This window comes from Natronosalvus vescus (genome assembly GCF_023973145.1).
GTDB classification, from domain to species: domain Archaea; phylum Halobacteriota; class Halobacteria; order Halobacteriales; family Natrialbaceae; genus Natronosalvus; species Natronosalvus vescus.
The window spans coordinates 2,482,671-2,499,438 of sequence record NZ_CP099546.1 but is presented as its reverse complement, the minus strand read 5'-3'; the positions used below and the strand labels follow the sequence as shown (position 1 = coordinate 2,499,438).

Below are 16,768 nucleotides of genomic sequence, written 5' to 3'. Positions count from 1 at the left end.
AGAGGGTTCTCACAGCCCCCAGATGAAGACGATACCGCCCGTCGTGACGAACGCGAGCAGTAACTGCAACGGGCCACCGACCTTGACGAAATCGGCGAACTCGTATCCGCCGGGGCCGTACACCATCAGATTCGTCTGATAACCCACCGGTGTCATAAATGACGTCGCGGACGCGAACATCACCGCGAGCAGGAACGAGAACGGCGTCGCCCCCAGGCTCACCGCCGCGTCGACGGCGACGGGGATCATCAACACAACCGTCGCGACCGGCGTGATGACGTTCGCCAGCAGTCCCGTGACGATGTAGAACAACAGGAGTACCAGGGCCAGCGGCAGGAATTCGCCGGTTCCGACGAGCCCGTTGGCGAGAAGCTGTGAGCCGCCGGTCGACTCGAGTGCGATCCCGAGCGGGATCACGCCGGCGAGGAGAAAGACGATGTTCCAGGAGACGGCGTCGTACGCTTCGCCCGTCGAGAGACAGCCGGTGACGACCATGAGGAAGACTCCGGCGAGGGCCGTGATCACGATCGGGGCGATGCCGACGGCGGCCGCACCGATGACGCCGGCCATAATCGCGACAGCGATCGGCGTTCGTGCTGACAGCGGGGCGAGCGTCTCCGGATCGCCCTCGAGAAACCGGTCGACCGCGTCCTCCTCGATGACGATGAGTTCCCTCGAGTCGGCGAGGTGCTCGATGGTGCTGGGAACCGTCTGCACCAGGAGGAGATCACCGGGCTCGAGTCGAACGTCCTGTAGCTCGGTTCGGAGGAGATCGCCGTCGCGACGAATCGCCAGAACGGTGGTTCGATAGACATCGCGAAATCGAGCCTCCGAGAGCGGCTCACCGACGAACGTCGAGTCCTCAGGGACGACCGCTTTCGCCAGCAGGTCCTCGCTCGAGGCGTCGTCGAACGTCTCCTCGGTCACCGGTTCCCGAACGAGTTGCCGCAGTCGCTGGTTCTCGACGAAGCGATTGACCGCCTGCAGCGTGCCGTGGACGGTGAGCACGTCCCCCTCCCGGATCCGCTGGTCGGACGACACGGCGACGAACGATTCGTTGGGTTGGTCGATCGCTCGAGCGTCAGGTGCTGAAGCGGTCTCGAGTTCCTGTTGGGGGTGCTCGCCCTGAGCGGTCGCCGCTGTCCGCTGGATTCCCGATTTGCTGCCCTCCTCGGCGTCGTACTCGAGTACGGTGTCGGTGTCGGTGTCCGTAGCTCTGTCACCACCATCGTCGTACTCGAGCGGAGTGTCGACGTCCGTCGGGCTGTCGTCCACGTCGGCCGCACGCCGGAGCTGGAGGACGCGAACGTTCGCCTCCTGCTGTGCCTCGAGTTCGCCGACGGTGAGACCGATCGGGGCGGCGTTCGAACCGACGCGAACCTGGGTGAGGTGATCCTCGAGGTCGAACTCCACGACGAGGTCCGCATCCACCGGAACGCGTGCAGGTGTGAGCCACCAGCCGACGGTCGCGAGATAGACGAGACCGACGACCAGTACCAGGAGACCGAGGAGCGTAAACTCGAACATCCCGATCGGCTGGCGACCGAGCATGCCCACGGCAAACTCGCTGGCGAGCAAGTTCGTCGAGGTGCCGATCAGCGTCAGCGTGCCGCCGAGGATCGCCGCGTACGACAGCGGCAACAGGAGTTTCGACGGCGAGACGCCGATCTTCTCGGCGAGGTCGGAGATCATCGGGACGAAAATTGCCACGACCGGCGTGTTGTTGATGAACCCAGCGAGCGGCCCGGTCGTCGCGATCGTCGCCAACAGAGCACGACGATGGTTCCCTCTGGTGAACCGGGCGAGCACCAGACCGAGTCGCTGAACGAGACCGGTTCGTTGAATGCCCGCACTGAGCATGTACATCGCGACGATTGTGATCGTCGCCGTGCTGGCAAATCCCGAGATGGCCGTCCGGGAACCGACGCCGGTGAACGGCTCGAGGAGGGCCAACGCGACGATGATCCCGATCGCCGTCACGTCGTTGGGGATCAGTTCGGAGACGAAGAGGACGAGCGCGATAGCGATGAGTGCGAAGACGATCAGCGTGCCCGTCGACACGCCGTCGATGATCATCGCGTCTCACCGGGGTTCGGTCGCTGTTTCTGGTAATGTGCTCGAGCGGCATTGGGTGAAACGCGCGTTCGGGTTCGGGCTCGAGCGAAGTCGACCCTCACAGCGATTCTCCTCCGCTGTGTTGGGCCAGGCGAACGGCATCGAAACCAGCGGCTGCTCGCTGTTCGAGCCGACTCGTCTGGCCCTCCATCACACGTGTGCGTGATCAGGCAACTCGTAAAATAGTATCTGTCTCCATGTACAGACGTTTTGTCGATCTGTTCGTATTCCCTACCACGGTCTGTTCGGTTCCATCACCGGTGTGCGAGCCAACTCCGCCGACAGACGAAGCCGCTTTACCCCTCGAGCCGTTTCCTCCGGTAATGAGCCAGCCGACGCCCGAGGTCTACGAACAGGGCAAGGGCATGGACGCCCACAACCAGGTGATGCGCGAGATCCGATCGCGCAAAGAGAAGAGCTACGACCCACACCAGCCCACGCGGGTCTGGCTCGACGAGGACAACACGCCCGGCGGCGTCAAGCGGAGCCTGACGATCATCCTGAACACCGGCGGCTGTCGCTGGGCGCGCGCCGGCGGCTGTACGATGTGTGGCTACGTCGCCGAGAGCGTCGACGGAGGGAGCGTTCCCCACGGGGCGCTGATGGATCAGATCCAGGTGTGTCTCGACCACGAGGCCGACAATGCCGACGAGCCGGCCCCACTGATCAAGATCTACACCTCCGGCTCCTTCCTCGACGAACGCGAGGTCGGCGCAGATTCCCGTAGGGCCATCGCCGAAACCTTCGGCGACCGCGAACGGATCGTCCTCGAGTCTCTCCCCGACTTCGTCGACCGCGAGAAGCTCGCCGATTTCACCCAGTACGGCCTCCAGACGGACGTCGCCGTGGGTCTCGAGACGGCGACCGACCGCGTACGTCGTGACTGCGTGAACAAGTACTTCGACTTCGAGGATTTCGAGGACGCCTGTGCAGAGGCCGTGGCAGCGGACGCCGCCGCTCGCGACGGTGCAGCGGATGGTGTCGCTCTCGATGGAGCGAGTACTGACGACGGTGTTGCCGACGCCACTGAAGTCGACTCAGACAACGCAACCGGCGGGGCCGGCATCAAAGCCTACCTCCTGATGAAACCGCCCTTCCTCACCGAGTCCGAAGCACTCGAGGACATGGTCGACTCCGTCGAGCGCTGTCTCGCCGTCGAGGGCTGTCACACCGTCTCGATGAACCCGTGTAACGTCCAGCGCTACACCATGGTCGACGAACTCTTCTTCCACGATGGCTACCGCCCGCCCTGGCTCTGGTCGGTCGCCGCGGTGCTCGAGCGAACCGCAGACGTCGACGGCATCGTCGTCTCCGACCCTGTCGGCCACGGCACCGACCGCGGCGCCCACAACTGCGGGGAGTGTGACGACCTCGTCCAGAAGGCGATCAAGGACTTCGACCTGCGCCAGGATCCGACGGTGTTCGAACAGGTTTCGTGTGAGTGTGAGGCGACCTGGGAGGCCGTCCTCGACCTCGAGACGGGGTTCAATCAACCGCTCACGCGGTAATCGCTAGTGGCGTACCAGGCCTGAACTGGTGGGTGAAACCGATGGCGTCCATCCGGTTTCACTCATCAGTCGATGGTTGGAGGGGACTAGTCCACCGAATCAGCCCAACGGGTGACCTCCGCCGTGGTGAACGACCGGGTTCTTTTTCCCCGAAGAAAATCGCAATTATGAGGGGGCGAGCTAGTCACTCGCCGCAGTGCCGTCGAGCGCGGACGAGTGCGTTGGCATCTCGGCCGTCGGGAGCGCCATCCTGACGACGGTTCCTCGAGGCTCGTTTTCCTGGAACGTCAGCTGACCGCCCGACTGGGTGACGACCCAGTTGACGAGCCACAGCCCAAGCCCGCTCGCGTGGCGCAACTGGGTGATCTCCTCGTCTTCTTGCAACAACGCCCGCTCATCGTCGGGAATGCCCGGGCCGTCGTCCACGACGGTGACGACGACCATCTCCTCGTCACCGTCTTCCTCCGCGAGTGCAACCTCGACCGTCGGCTCGTCCCGGTCGCTGTGTTCGATCGCGTTCTCGAGGACGTGATAGATCGCGTCCTCGACCATTTCGTCGGCCCGGGCATGAATCCGATCCGGGATCGACTCGAAGATGGAGATGTTGACCCTCGGATACTCCCTCTCGATGCGATCGATGGCGGCCTCGAGACGCTCGACGACGTCGATCGGCCCCATCGCTGCGTCGTCGCGATCGAGCGTTCGTTCGACCGCGCGGGTTTTTTCGGCGAGGCTGATGAGTTCGGACGCCCGCTCTTGAATCGCCTCCGCGAACTGTTTATCCGCCTCGTCGTCGACGGCCGCAGCGAGCATCTCTGCGGAGCCGTTGATGATGTTCATCCCGTTACGAAGGTCGTGGCGCAGGACGCGGTTGAGGATCTCGACGCGTTTCTGGCGCTGTTTCTGTTCCGTGATATCCGTATAGAGGCCGAACGCCCGATCGGAGTGTTCGTGCATCTCGATCGGGACGACGCGCATCATGAAATCGCGGAGTCCGTTGGTGGTTCGCCGTTTGACTTCGGCTTCGATCGGCTCGCCCTGATTGCCCCGTCTGTTGATCTCGGTCGCCGCTTCGGTTTGGTCACTCGGGACGACGAACGGGTCGAGCAGTTCCCCGCTGAGGTCGTCACCGTCGTATCCGAAGATTCGTTCGAACGCTGGATTCAGGCGCTCGACGACCGGCCCACGGTCGGTCTGCTGGGTGCTGACGACGGCGTCCGGGACGTTTTCGAACAGGGCGACGAACCGGTCGCGTTCTTCTTTGAGCTGGGATTCGAACGCCAGCCGGTCGAGCGTATCCGAGACGTGTGAAAGCAACAGTTCTGTGAGTTCCTGATCGTCGCTGTCGAACGCGCCGATGTCTGTCGAAACGGCCTGGAAGACGCCACGATCGCCGACCGGGACGCTCAGTACGGCGCGGTAGGCGTCCTGTTCGGGATCTGCGTCATCATCGGATCGGAGGTCGGCGGCCCGATAGGTTCGCCCGTGTCGGTGGGTTTTCCCGGCGATGCCGCCATAGATGGACGTCCGGTTCGAGTACCCCTCGTCGTGAATCGTCGAGGAGACCGCTTCCGTCACCAGGTACTCTCCCTGGACGGTATCGAACACACAAACGTCGAACTCGAGAACGTCTTCGGCTGTCTCGACCGTCAGATCGTACACCTGCTGTGGGTTCTCACACTCATCGAGCCTGGAGGCGATTTCGTGAAGCTTCTCCATTTTGGCACGTCGGTCGCTGAGCTCCCGTTCCATCAGTTTCCGGTCGCTAACGTCGCGGACGATACCGACGGTTCGAGCTTTCTCGCCTTCGGTCTCGAGAAGCGTCGTATTGACCTCACACGGGATCCGGTCGCCGTCGGCGGTGACGACGTCGACGTCGTACGTGGCGACCGTGTCAGCGTCACCGTCGATGAGTCGACCGACCTCGCGTCGGCTCCGAGCGAGGCTGTCGTCGGTCAGGATTAGCGATGCGTGCTCGCCGAGCAATCGCTCGCGGTCGTAGCCGGTGGTTTCGGACAGAGTGTCGTTGACCATGACGAAACGGCCGTCGGTATCGATCGCGTACATGCTGTCCCCGACCGTCTCGACGAGCGTTTTCGCCCGCTCGAGTTCGCGCTCGCGTTCGGCCCGCTCGAGTGCGGCTTCGGCGGTCGCCGCGAGGAGCTGGATGAGATTTATGTCGACATCCTCGAGTTTGGTTGCGCCGGAGGAGGCGACTGACAACAATCCATACGTTCCCAGTGGATGGATGACGGCATTACCGACCTCGTCGTCGATATCGTACGGAACCCGCACCACCGAGGCATCCTCGATCACGTCGTGTGTTCCGGTAGCATACACGTTCCAGAGCGTCCCGTTGCCAGGTTCGATCGGCGGTATCTCGTCGGTCGCTTGCTGCAACCGCTTGCTCGTCGCGATGGCCTCTAGCGTGTCGCTCTCCTCGTCGTAGATGCGAACGCCGGCAAGCGCACCATCGACAATCTCGTCCGTTGCCTCGATCACGATGTCGCCGATGTCGTCGACCGAACTCGTCTGCATCAGTTTTCGGGTCGCCGTCTGTAACGTCTCGAGGGCAGCCGACCGTCTGAACTCGGTCGTGGCATCACGAACGAACGAGAGGACGCTTCGAACGGTGCCAGTATCGTCGACCAGCGGGCTACTGTACCACTCACACCGGAACTCGAGACCGGACTTGTGAACGTTTCTAGAAATGCCGTGGCTGCTCGTCGGCGTCCCCGACAGCCACTCCTCCCACCACGTCGAGAAGGCGTCTCGACCGTCGGCCGGGACGAGTAACTCGGTTCCCCTGGTACCGAGCGCCTCCTCGCGTTCGTATCCGAACAGGTCGGTCGCTTTCCCGTTCCACCGACGCACCTCGAAATCCAGCGTCCACTCGATGATGGCGACCGGTGACTGATCGACGAGCCGCTCGAGGTGGGGGTCGCCAGCCTCGAAAACGGTTCCGGAGGCAGCGTCGGTGTCGGGCTCAGCGTCGGAGTCGGGTTCGGAATTGGCCAGCGTCGAAGCCGAACGTGATCCGGCCACCGAACGGGCTCGACCATCGACCACCACCTCGAGGATCCGCGTGACGAGCGTGTTGACGCCCTGGGACTTCGGGACGTACCCCGCTGCACCCATGGCGATGGCCTCTCCAGCCACCGCTTCGCTCCCGCTGGCGGTGTAGATGAGTACCGGCAGGTCGGGTCGGCGCTCCCGGATCGCCTGACAGAGCTCGAGACCGGTCGTCCCCGGCGTGTCCAGGTCGTACTCCGTGACGACGCAATCCGCCGTCTCGAGACGCTCGAGGCAGTCGGTTCGTTCGGTGACGTGGTCGACCACAAACCCGATCTCGTCACCGATCGAGACGATCCGCTCCGGACGGCCGGGGTCGACGTAGACGACGTAGGTGGACTCTCCCATATAGTTGCGTGTGAAACCAACGTTGGTTGTAGATCGTGTTCGTGTTTTCAACGAACCCCCATCCCATTAGTGTTCGATTCGACTCACGGGATGAGTCCACATTTGTGCAAAAGGAAATAAACGTATGGGCCGGTTTCGATCAGGCTACTCGGTGGGAATTCGTCGTTAGTCCGCGTTCACAGCGCGCTCGAACCCGCGGAGAATCGCCTGGCCGTCCGTTCCACCGACGTCGGGGAGCGTCGCCCGCTCCGGGTGGGGCATCATCACGGCCACGGTGTCGGTCTCGCCGAGGACGCCGGCGACGTTGTGTTTCGAGCCGTTCGGATTCGCCGCCTCCGTCAGTTCCCCATCCAGGTCGCAGTACCGAAAGAGCACGCGACCGTCGGTCTCGAGTCGGGTGAGGTGGTCGTCGTCGATCTCGAAGCGACCTTCACCGTGAGCGATCGGGATCTCGATTACCTCGCCCTCCTCGAACGCGGCCGTCCAGGGCGTATCCGTTCGCTCGACGCGGAGGTATACGTGTTCACACTGGAACCGGGCGCTCTCGTTCGTAGTGAACGCGCCCTCGGTAAGCCCAGACTCACAGCCGATCTGGGCGCCGTTACAGATGCCGAGCACCGGCACCCCGTGGGCGGCCGCCTCCCGTACCTCCTCGAGGATCGGTGAATGGGCAGCCATCGCGCCTGCGCGGAGGTAGTCACCGTAGGAGAAGCCGCCGGGGAGGACGATACCCGACACGTCCTCGGGGAGGCCGTCTTCGTGCCAGACGATTTCGGCGTCGATCGAGAGGTGCTCGAGGGCGCGCGCGGCGTCGCGGTCGCAGTTCGAGCCGCCGAATCGAATTATCGAGACTGCCATCTACCGCTCGTCGACCTCCACGTCGTAGTCGTGGATGGTCGGGTTCGCGAGCAGTCGTTCGGCCATCTCCTCGACGCTGTCGGCGGCCGCATCCGCAGAGTCCGCCTCGAGATCGATCTCGAAGCGGTCGGCCGAACGCAGGGCCTCGAGCTCGAAGCCAAGACGCTCGAGCGAACGGCGCGTGGTTTCGGCCTCGGGGTCGAGCACACCGTGCTTGAGTCGGACGGTCACCGTGGCGGTGTAGGCGGTCATCATCTGATACCCCGTAACCGTGCTCAAAAACGCTTTCGGGTTCGGCTCGACATACACGTTTGTGGATACTGGCGTCGAAACGACCGTCAGTGAAGTGCCGACTCGAGTTCGTCGACGACGGTCTCGAGATCGTCGTCGGCTGCACCGACCGACTCGAGGTCGTCGTCCTGGAGGAGTGTAGCGAGGTTTCGGCCCTGTCTGACCGTCATCGTCTGACCGTCTGCCTCGATGGTCTCGAGGAGTCGGACGAGCCAAGCGGGAACGGTTCGATCCTCGTCGATATATTCGTCCGCTCGATGGACGAGCGCGTGGTGGACGACCCAGCGCTGTTCACGCGAGAGGTCGACAGTGCGGCGATCGGCTTCCTGTGGAGGTGTACTCATCGTGTCACGGGTCGATTGCGTCGACCGCTGGGCGACAGTAAGCGCCGCCACCCCTTAAACATTGTTGCTTGTTAACACACCTCTAGAAGTTGCTCATCGGACGTCCCGTCGCATCGCGATCTCGAACCACGGGCAGAGCCGGAGCTGTCGGTACCACTCCGGGTGGGTGTGGAGCCGCTCGTAGGGCACCCACATGAGCCCCGCAACCTCCTCTTCGTCGGGGTCGAGTCTCGTATCGTGGAGGGTCGTCTTGAGGACGGCACACACCTCGTGTTCGACACCGGCGTTTTCGAAGTAGCGTTTGTACTCGAATCGGTCGGTCAACCGAAGCTCCTCGTATTGATCCGGCGTGATACCCAGCTCCTCCTCGAGACGTTGGCGGGTCGCATCCTCCTGGCTCTGGCCCTGGACGGGGTGGGAGGCGACCGTCCCGTCCCAGTAGGTGCCCCACAGCCGCTTGCCGGGTGCACGCTGGGCGAGCAGGATGTTGTCGTCCTGGTCGAACACGAGCGACGTGAACGCCCGATGGCGCGTCCCCTCGCCGGTGTGCGCCTCGAGGCGATTGACCACGCCGAGTTCGGTGTCGTCGGCGTCGACCGCGATGACGTCCTGTGCCGCGTTCTTGTGGGGAAGTTCGCCCGATTCCGGAGTCTCGTCCATGGAACTAGTGAACGGGTCGTCCGTAAAACCAGTATCGGCTGCGGACGCCGCGGCCGGCCGTGAAAGCTGCGTCCCCGGGCCCAGCGTGGGAACACGCTCGAAGCGATCGGCGGGACGTGACTACGACGACCCCTGTGGATCGTCCCTACGACCCTCCCTCGAGTTCGCTCGACTCGTCGCCCATCGACACGTCGGGGTCGGGCCGATATCCCTCACCGACGACCACCGGCACCGACGCAGGAACGGTCTCGAGCGTGAGTTGATCCGTCTCGAGCACCTCGCCGTCGAGACTGTAAGTGATCGGCTTCTGTCCCACCCGTTCGAGTGTCACCGTCGGGACGCGGTGGTGGACGATGTGGGCTGCATCCCGGTCGAAAAGTTGCTCGAGTGCGGCATCGCCGAGTACCGCGGGCGTCGATCCGTTCTCGACCAGCGTCACCTCGAGCAGACCGTCCTCGGCGTGGGCCTGTGCAGCGCGTCCGGCCGTGAACCGCCGACAGTTTCCGACGAACGCGAGTGCGACCGCGCCCTCCCAGATGGCTGCCGTACTCGCGTCGTCGTCCTCGAGGGTCACTCGGAGCGTCGGCGGGTCGAAGGTCGCCGCCGTTTCGATCGTCTTGACGACGTAGGCGAGGATACCCAGTCGCCGCTTGCTCGCCGCCGAGGTCTCGAGGCTCGCTTCGGCCGTGAGTCCGCCGATACAGGAGTTGATGAAGGCCCGACCGTTGGCGACACCAAGGTCAATCTGCCGACGCTCCCCGTCCTCGGCGAGCCTGAACGCGTCCTCGACGCTCTCGATCCCGAGGTTCGACGCGGTGTTGTTTCCCGTTCCTGCTGGCGCAATCACGAGCGTCGGCCACCCATCGACTGCCGCCGAAAGCAATCCGTCGACCACCTCGTTCACGGTACCGTCGCCGCCGACGGCGACCACGCGAGTCAACCCACCTTCCGCCGCCTCTCGGGCAAATTCCCGGGCGTCACCCGCCGTCTCCGTCACCCGGATCGGCCACCCGTGATTCGCCGCCAGCAGGTGTACCCGCTCGAGGTGATCCTCGCTCCCGCTGGTCGGGTTGCAGATCACGACCGAGTCCGGTGCCGGCTTCGATTCCGACTCCGGTTTCGGCTCCGAAGACGACCCCGACCCGTCCGAACGAATCGCTCGTTCGCCAGCCTGGTGGGAGACCATACACGCAGTGACAGCCCCCAAAACCAAAATGCTCTCCCCTCGTCTGCGTTGGTATGTTCGCCGTGGATCTGCACGCACACACCCGCTTTTTCCACGGACATCGGGCGCTCGGCGACCGATTCGATCCGATCGGGGTGAGTCTCCTCGCCCGCGTCGCATCCTGGCGCGACCTCGACGGCGTCGCAACGACCAATCACGACTACTACACGCCGTTCGACCGCGACGAGGGGGGTGCCATCCCTGGGAGCGGGACGACCATCATCCCCGGCATCGAGGTGTCGACAACCCACGGCCACGTCCTCGTCGTCGGTCCCGACCCGCCGCGGGAAACGGTTCCGCTCGAGTACACGCCCGCGGAAGCGGTCGAGATGGCCCACGGCCGCGGGTGTGTCGCGATCGTCGCCCACCCGTTCCGGAACAGCACGGTCGCGACGCTGGACGAGGTTCCGTTCGACGCCATCGAGATCAACGGCAAACACCCCAGAACACAACCGCTCGTCGAACGGCTCGCCAGGGAGCGCGATTTGCCACTCGTTGCCGGCAGCGACGCCCACTACCCGTTTGAGGTCGGGCGGGCGTATACGCGCATCGACGCCGACGAGTTGACGCCCGAATCGGTCGTCTCCGCGATCAGGGACGGCCGCGTCGACGTCCGCATTGCGCGACGGCCGGTCGACCGACTCCTTCGACGCGGATACCGTGCGGTGCACCGTCGGAAACATCCGGGCGACGTATTCGGCGAGGGGGCACCAGGCGTCGGGCGGCCGCCAGAACCCGAGCCCGAGTCGTGACCGGCTCGTACCAGCGGTTCCGTGTCGTCGATTACCCCAGCATCTCCTCGAGAATCAACCGCGTTTTCGTACTCACGACCTCCTCTTGCTCGCGCGCTTGCGTGATCAAGGCGTTGACCCCGCGGGTGTCTGCCGCGTCGACGACGAGGACGATGTCCTGTTCGCCCGAAACCTGCCAGACGAAGTCGACTTCCTCCCACTCGGCCATGCGTTCGGAGACGCTCGCGGTGTCGACGTCGACGGCGACGCTGATCTCGAGCATCGCCTTCACGTTCCCCGTGCGCGTGGTGACGGTGAACCGTTCGATGACGCCATCGTCGTTCATCCGTTCGACGCGGTTTCGCACGGTACCCTCGCTCGTCCCCACTTCCTCGGCGATCTCCGTGTACGGCGTGCGGGCGTCTCGCCGGAGGATGTTCAGGATGTGTCGGTCGAGATCGTCCATTGAGATCTAGGTGTTCGCGTGACGCCTACTTGATGATTACGAAATTCGTAACTTCGCTTCGAAGACAACACTTATGGTGCACGATCTAATACGTATCTCGTAATGAACCCGGCCTACGTAGCGCTGGAGAGCGGACACGTACTCGAGGGACGTGGTCGTGCTCCTGGGACTGCACGCGGGGAACTGGTTTTCACAACAGCGTACACGGGCTACGAAGAAAGTCTGACGGATCCATCCTACGAGGAACAGATCCTGACCTTCTCGTACCCGCTGATCGGCAACTACGGCGTCCGCGAGGAGCGCTTCGAGTCCGATCGCGTCCACCCGCGAGCCGTCCTGGCCCGCGAACTCACCGACGAGGTCGCCGCCTGGCTCGAGGCCGAGGGCGTCCCCGCCGTCGACCACCTTGACACCCGCGACGTCGTCACCGACGTGCGCGAAGGTGGCGCCATGAAGTGTGGGATCGCCGTCGGCGAACACGCCACCCCAGACGACGCCGTCGCCGAACTCGAGCGCTGTAAAGCCATGAGCGACCACACCGAGATCGGTTCCCAGGTCAGCGTCGCCGAGCCGACCGTCCACGGAGCCGACAACGACGGGCCGACCGTCGCTCTGATCGACTGTGGCGTCAAGGGCTCGATCGTCGACTCCCTGCTCGCCCGCGGGGCGACCGTCCACGTCTTCCCCCACGACGCCACGAGCGCCGACGTCGACGCCGTCGACCCCGACGTCCTCTTCGTCTCTAACGGTCCAGGCGACCCCGCCAACTACGGGGCGGCCGTCTCGCTCGTCGAGGCTTTCGTCGAGGAACTTCCCGTCGCCGGCATCTGCCTCGGCCAGCAGATCGTCGCCCGCGCGCTGGGAGGCACCACCGAGAAGATGACCTTCGGCCACCGCGGCGTCAACCAACCCGTACTCGACCTCGAGTCGGGCCGGGTCGTCATGACCACCCAGAACCACGGCTACACCGTCGCCGATCCAGGAGCGCACCTCGAGATCTCCCAGATCAACGTCAACGACGACACCCCCGAAGGTCTCGACGGCATCGAGTACGACGTACTCACCCGCCAGTACCACCCCGAAGCGAACCCCGGCCCCGAGGACACCCTCGACTTCTTCGACGACGTCCTCGCGATGGCGTCCCCTCGAATCCCTCGAGCGATTCCGGCTGACGACTGATCGGCGCTACCGATCGCCCGCTCGGCTGCTGCATCCGTTTCGACCGAGTGTGCTCGCTCGAGGGATAGAAACGTATTTCCCGTCCCCCTGCGGGAAATGTGACAGATGCCCTCCACCTCGATGCATCGCCGCTCGACGATTTCTCGCCGGCTACACGAAGCCATCAGCCGCCGCGTGAGCATCGACACGCGGGCACTGGCCGTCTTTCGCGTGTTCGTCGCCCTGTTGATTCTCGCCGACCTTGGATTGCGCTCGCGGAACTTCCACCTGTTCTACACCGAACACGGCGTCGTCCCCCGGTCGCTCGCCCGCGACATCGCCGCCCCCTACGCGTTCTCGTTTTACCACCTCTCGACGAGTACGACGGTGATCGCCGCCCTGTTCGTCGTCCAGGGGTTGTTCGCACTCCAGTTGCTGGTCGGCTACAGGACTCGCCTCGCGATGATCGCCTCGTTCCTGTTCGTCATCTCGCTCGACCACCACAACCCGCTGGTGTTGAGCTACGCCGACACCCTGTTTCGGCTGCTCACGTTCTGGGCGATCTTCCTCCCGATCGGGGAACGCTGGTCGATCGACGCCGCCCACCGCGAGCGCGAGCCCAGAACCGCCATCGCCAGCGTCGCCAGTGCGCTGATTCTGGGGCAGATGGTGTTCATGTACGTCTCGAACGGCGTCATCAAATCCGTCTCGACCACCTGGCGAGCGGGAGAGGCCGCACCGCTGGTGCTCGGCCTCGACGAGATGACGTTCCTCCTCGGCGACACCGCCCGAGAGTTCACCACCTTGCTGGGCTACGGCGGCATGCTCTGGTACCTGATGATGATCGGTGGCTGGCTGTTGCTGGTCACACACGGCTGGTCGCGACTGGCGCTGCTCACCCTCTACGTCGGCGGCCACCTCTCCTTCGCGCTCACCGTCCGCATCGGCGCGTTCGCCTACGTCGCCCTTGCCGGCCTGGTGTTGTTCGTTCAGACGCCCGTCTGGGATCGCCTCGAGGCGTTCGTCACGACTCGCCCGGAGGCGGTACGACTCGAGTCACTGCGTGACCGACTTTGTGCTGCGGCTCGTTCGGTGCCGAATCCGCAGACGAGGAGCTCCCGAGTCCGCCAGTATCGGTCGATAACGTACACGGCCACGATGGTGATCATCGTCGTCACGATCCTGTTCGTGTCGGTCGTGATCGCTGCCCAGTCGGTCGCCACCGTCGTCGATCACGACGGCGAGCAACCGATCGAGGAAGCCATAGACGAGATGCTCGTCGAGAGCTACCAGGAGACCGTCGGCGTCAGGGAAGTTCACACGGTCGCCTCGAGTCTGGGGATCGACCAGCCGATCGGCTGGGGCGTGTTCGCGCCCGAACCGCGAACGGTCGATCGCTACTACGTCTTCGCGGCGGTAACGGAAAGCGGCGAGTACGTCGACGTGTACAACGACCGCCCGCTCACCTACGACCGACCGCACGACGAACTCCAGAAGCAGTACGGCACCTACCGCGAACGCTTCTACATGAACAGCGTTCGGCGCGGCGGGTACCACACCGACACTGCGGCGATGCTCGGGGATCACCTCTGTGAACGCTGGGCGGTCGAGAACGAGGGCGAACTGGTGCAGATCAACATGTACATCGTCAGCGAGCAGGTCACCCACGAGACGATTTCGGATCCCGAAAGCCGCGACAGACAGTACCGACAGTTCTATCGCCACAGCTGTGAGTCGAACGTCCTCCAGCCGATGCCGACGCCACCGTGAGCGGCTGGTGAGGTCGTAGACGGATAGTTCCGGCTATCGAGTCGGGGCCGCTCGAGTACCAACATCGCCACTCGCAGCACATCCGATCGTTGCATCTCCACTCGTAAACCACCACTCCTGACTACTCGAGGTCGATCACGTTCGACTCGAGGTCGCGTGGGAAGTACGTGAGCCACTCGATGCCGTCCTCGGTGATCGCAATGGTATCGGAGTGGCGATAACCCGCCTCGTCCGTGTAGATGCCGGGTTCGATCGTCCAGACGTGGCCAGGGCGCATGACGGCGTCGTCCGCGTCGTAGGTCGTATACTCCCGTTCACAGTAGTCGTCCCACCCGCGGTCGATGTACGGCGGTTCGTGACCGCCCATCCCGATGTTGTGGCCGACGTGGTGCTGGGCCAGGTCGGCGACGCCCTGCTCCTCGAAGTAGGAGTCGACGACGTCGTCGACGTGAGCGATCGAGACGCCTGGGCCGAGCGCGTCGATGGCGATGGTCTGGGCCTCGAGCATCACCTCGAAGTAGTGACCCTGCTCGTCCGTGGGCTCGCCCAGGAACATCGTCCGCTCGAGTTCGGAGTGGTAGCCGTCGACGTTCGCCGACGCGCCGGTGACGAGGACGTCGCCTTCCGCGAGCCGTCGGTTGGCGGTGTGGCCATGGGGCAGGGCCGTCTGCGGGCCGGTGATGTAGCCGGCGTGTACCGGCCCCGACCCACGCGTGCGGGCGACGTATCGGTCGCCGAGAGTATCGAGCATCGCCCGGGAGGCGTCCATCGAGGCCCGCTGGCTCACCGTCGCCGGATGTTCGCCGACGGCGGTGTACTCTGCGAGATAGCGGTGGCCCAGGTTCGCCCACTTCGCCGACTCCCGGATCAGGTCGACCTCGGCGTCGCTCTTCTCCCAGCGCATCCGGCTCACCCAGCCCTGGGTCTCGACCTCGAGTTCCGCGTCGGCAGCCTCCGCGAGCGTCGGCCCCTGGTAGCCCATCGTCCCCGGCGCACCCTCCGCGTCGGCCGCGATCGATTCGACGTCGAGTCCCTCGAGCATCGACGTCGCGACGCCGATCGGCTCGCCGCCGGGGAAATCTCGGTAGTGGTGGACGGCGTCGATCCGTGGGTTGGTCTCGACGCGTTCGACCTCGAGGCGGGGCACCGTGATCTCGATCCGATCCCCCGTCACCGCGAGGACGACCGGCCGCTCGGTCTGGATGTGATCGAAGCCCGTGAGGTACTCGATGCTCGTCGCGCCGAACCAGACGCCGGCGTCGACCTCGGCGTCGACGATGCGCTCGCGAACGCGCTCGAGGCGGTCGTCGAACTCGCTTTCGGGGAGTGTCGTGGCCATGTGAGACCACTCAGTCCGTCACACTAAAAGGGTTCAGGAGGCGGCTTAGGAGTCCCCTTCCCGGGGCGTCGTGCGACCTCGAGTGGATTGCGCCGCCGTTCGTCCTCCGAGTGGAGAAACGTACAGTCAGCGAGCCGATTCGTTCGCGCACGCCGAACGCCGGTGGTGCACCGGGGGAGGGACGTGTTCGCTACCGGAGGAACAACACACCGAACGGGATCGCCCCCAGCGCGAGAAATAGGTAGCGCCACACGCCCATTCGCCCCGTCGCTTCGACACCCCGGTACAGTCGGGAGACGTACACGAGGCTGGCCCCGAAGGCGATAGATGCCGCCCCCAGCGCCGCTAACACGACCGGAAGCCCGAGGTCGAACGCCCACGAGGCGAAGAGCCAGCCGCTTCCCAATCCGACGACGCCACCGAGGAGGAGCGCGGACGAGGGGATTTCACTCCACAGTCCAATCCCTGCCGTCGCCGAGACGACGATCCCTGCCCACACGATCGGAAGCAAGTCGGTGTGAGTTGTGAGTGGTGTATGAGTGAGTGCTATCAGCGTCCCGATTGGGACGAACGCGCCAAATAGGAGGACGTCACCGAACGGGTTCGTCTCGCCGGATCGTTCCGCTCGTACACCCATTTTGTATAAATATGGTTCGGCAGTGTCAAAGCGTGTCGGTGTTTACTATCGAACCAGATCCGAACCCTCGCCGCCGATTTTTTACGTCCAGCGTCCATCCTCCAGCAGGCGTAACCGAGAAACGAACTGGTCGGTTCGTAGCCGATTTAGCGGTGAGCACTCGAGTTGACGAACCGTTCCTAGTGACCACCTAGTACGTACGGAGAGAAGTGCGGCGACTGTGATCCTGTGAATCCCTTGATTTGT

Annotated in this window: 14 protein-coding genes; 4 read left to right on the top strand and 10 right to left on the bottom strand. The window is 64.1% G+C overall.

Annotation, left to right across the window (positions count from 1 at the left end):
* Positions 1-9: 9 nt before the first annotated feature.
* On the bottom strand, positions 10-2,076 hold the full coding sequence (locus NGM68_RS11935; protein WP_252698358.1) for an SLC13 family permease: 2,067 nt from the start codon (positions 2,074-2,076) through the stop codon (positions 10-12).
* Between the two features lie 362 nt (positions 2,077-2,438).
* On the opposite strand from NGM68_RS11935, the gene NGM68_RS11930 reads away from it, so the two are divergent.
* Positions 2,439-3,623, top strand: a complete 1,185-nt coding sequence (locus NGM68_RS11930; RefSeq protein WP_252698357.1) for an archaeosine biosynthesis radical SAM protein RaSEA — start codon at positions 2,439-2,441, stop codon at positions 3,621-3,623.
* Between the two features lie 180 nt (positions 3,624-3,803).
* Here the strand turns inward: NGM68_RS11930 and NGM68_RS11925 are convergent, their stop codons facing one another.
* The 6 genes from NGM68_RS11925 to NGM68_RS11900 all read right to left on the bottom strand — a co-directional run bounded on the left by NGM68_RS11925 (position 3,804) and on the right by NGM68_RS11900 (position 10,382).
* Entirely contained in the window at positions 3,804-7,043 is a 3,240-nt protein-coding gene (locus NGM68_RS11925; RefSeq protein ID WP_252698356.1) for a PAS domain S-box protein, read from the bottom strand.
* A 165-nt stretch (positions 7,044-7,208) separates the two neighbouring features.
* Positions 7,209-7,901 (bottom strand): phosphoribosylformylglycinamidine synthase I, encoded by a 693-nt coding sequence (gene purQ / locus NGM68_RS11920; protein ID WP_252698354.1) that lies wholly within the window; start codon positions 7,899-7,901, stop codon positions 7,209-7,211.
* A complete protein-coding gene (gene purS / locus NGM68_RS11915) occupies positions 7,902-8,153 on the bottom strand; it encodes a phosphoribosylformylglycinamidine synthase subunit PurS (protein ID WP_252698353.1) in 252 nt (83 codons plus the stop codon).
* A gap of 86 nt (positions 8,154-8,239) precedes the next feature.
* Entirely contained in the window at positions 8,240-8,536 is a 297-nt protein-coding gene (locus NGM68_RS11910; RefSeq protein ID WP_252698351.1) for a DUF7853 family protein, read from the bottom strand.
* Positions 8,537-8,629: 93 nt separating this feature from the next.
* The gene (locus tag NGM68_RS11905) at positions 8,630-9,196 is read right to left on the bottom strand and encodes an NUDIX hydrolase (RefSeq protein WP_252698349.1); all 567 of its coding nucleotides are present in this window, start codon (positions 9,194-9,196) and stop codon (positions 8,630-8,632) included.
* Positions 9,197-9,341: 145 nt separating this feature from the next.
* Positions 9,342-10,382 carry a diacylglycerol/lipid kinase family protein gene (locus NGM68_RS11900; protein ID WP_252698347.1) on the bottom strand — a complete coding sequence of 347 codons (1,041 nt, stop codon included), beginning with the start codon at positions 10,380-10,382 and terminating at the stop codon, positions 9,342-9,344.
* A gap of 53 nt (positions 10,383-10,435) precedes the next feature.
* On the opposite strand from NGM68_RS11900, the gene NGM68_RS11895 reads away from it, so the two are divergent.
* Positions 10,436-11,173: a PHP domain-containing protein gene (locus tag NGM68_RS11895; RefSeq protein WP_252698345.1), complete on the top strand. Its 738-nt coding sequence runs from the start codon at positions 10,436-10,438 to the stop codon at positions 11,171-11,173.
* Positions 11,174-11,204: 31 nt separating this feature from the next.
* Here NGM68_RS11895 and NGM68_RS11890 read toward each other — a convergent pair whose 3' ends face one another.
* A complete protein-coding gene (locus NGM68_RS11890; protein WP_252698343.1) occupies positions 11,205-11,618 on the bottom strand; it encodes an Lrp/AsnC family transcriptional regulator in 414 nt (137 codons plus the stop codon).
* A 102-nt stretch (positions 11,619-11,720) separates the two neighbouring features.
* Here NGM68_RS11890 and carA point away from each other — a divergent pair, with 102 nt between their 5' ends.
* Both carA and NGM68_RS11880 read left to right on the top strand, forming a co-directional pair.
* Positions 11,721-12,797, top strand: coding sequence for a glutamine-hydrolyzing carbamoyl-phosphate synthase small subunit (gene carA, locus NGM68_RS11885; RefSeq protein ID WP_252698341.1), 1,077 nt, complete (start codon positions 11,721-11,723; stop codon positions 12,795-12,797).
* Between the two features lie 105 nt (positions 12,798-12,902).
* Positions 12,903-14,546 (top strand): HTTM domain-containing protein, encoded by a 1,644-nt coding sequence (locus NGM68_RS11880; RefSeq protein WP_252698338.1) that lies wholly within the window; start codon positions 12,903-12,905, stop codon positions 14,544-14,546.
* A 121-nt stretch (positions 14,547-14,667) separates the two neighbouring features.
* On the opposite strand, the gene NGM68_RS11875 is transcribed toward NGM68_RS11880, so the two are convergent.
* A complete protein-coding gene (locus tag NGM68_RS11875; protein WP_252698337.1) occupies positions 14,668-15,885 on the bottom strand; it encodes a M24 family metallopeptidase in 1,218 nt (405 codons plus the stop codon).
* 190 nt (positions 15,886-16,075) lie between these two features.
* Positions 16,076-16,522, bottom strand: a complete 447-nt coding sequence (locus NGM68_RS11870) for a hypothetical protein (protein ID WP_252698336.1) — start codon at positions 16,520-16,522, stop codon at positions 16,076-16,078.
* Positions 16,523-16,768: the final 246 nt, after the last annotated feature.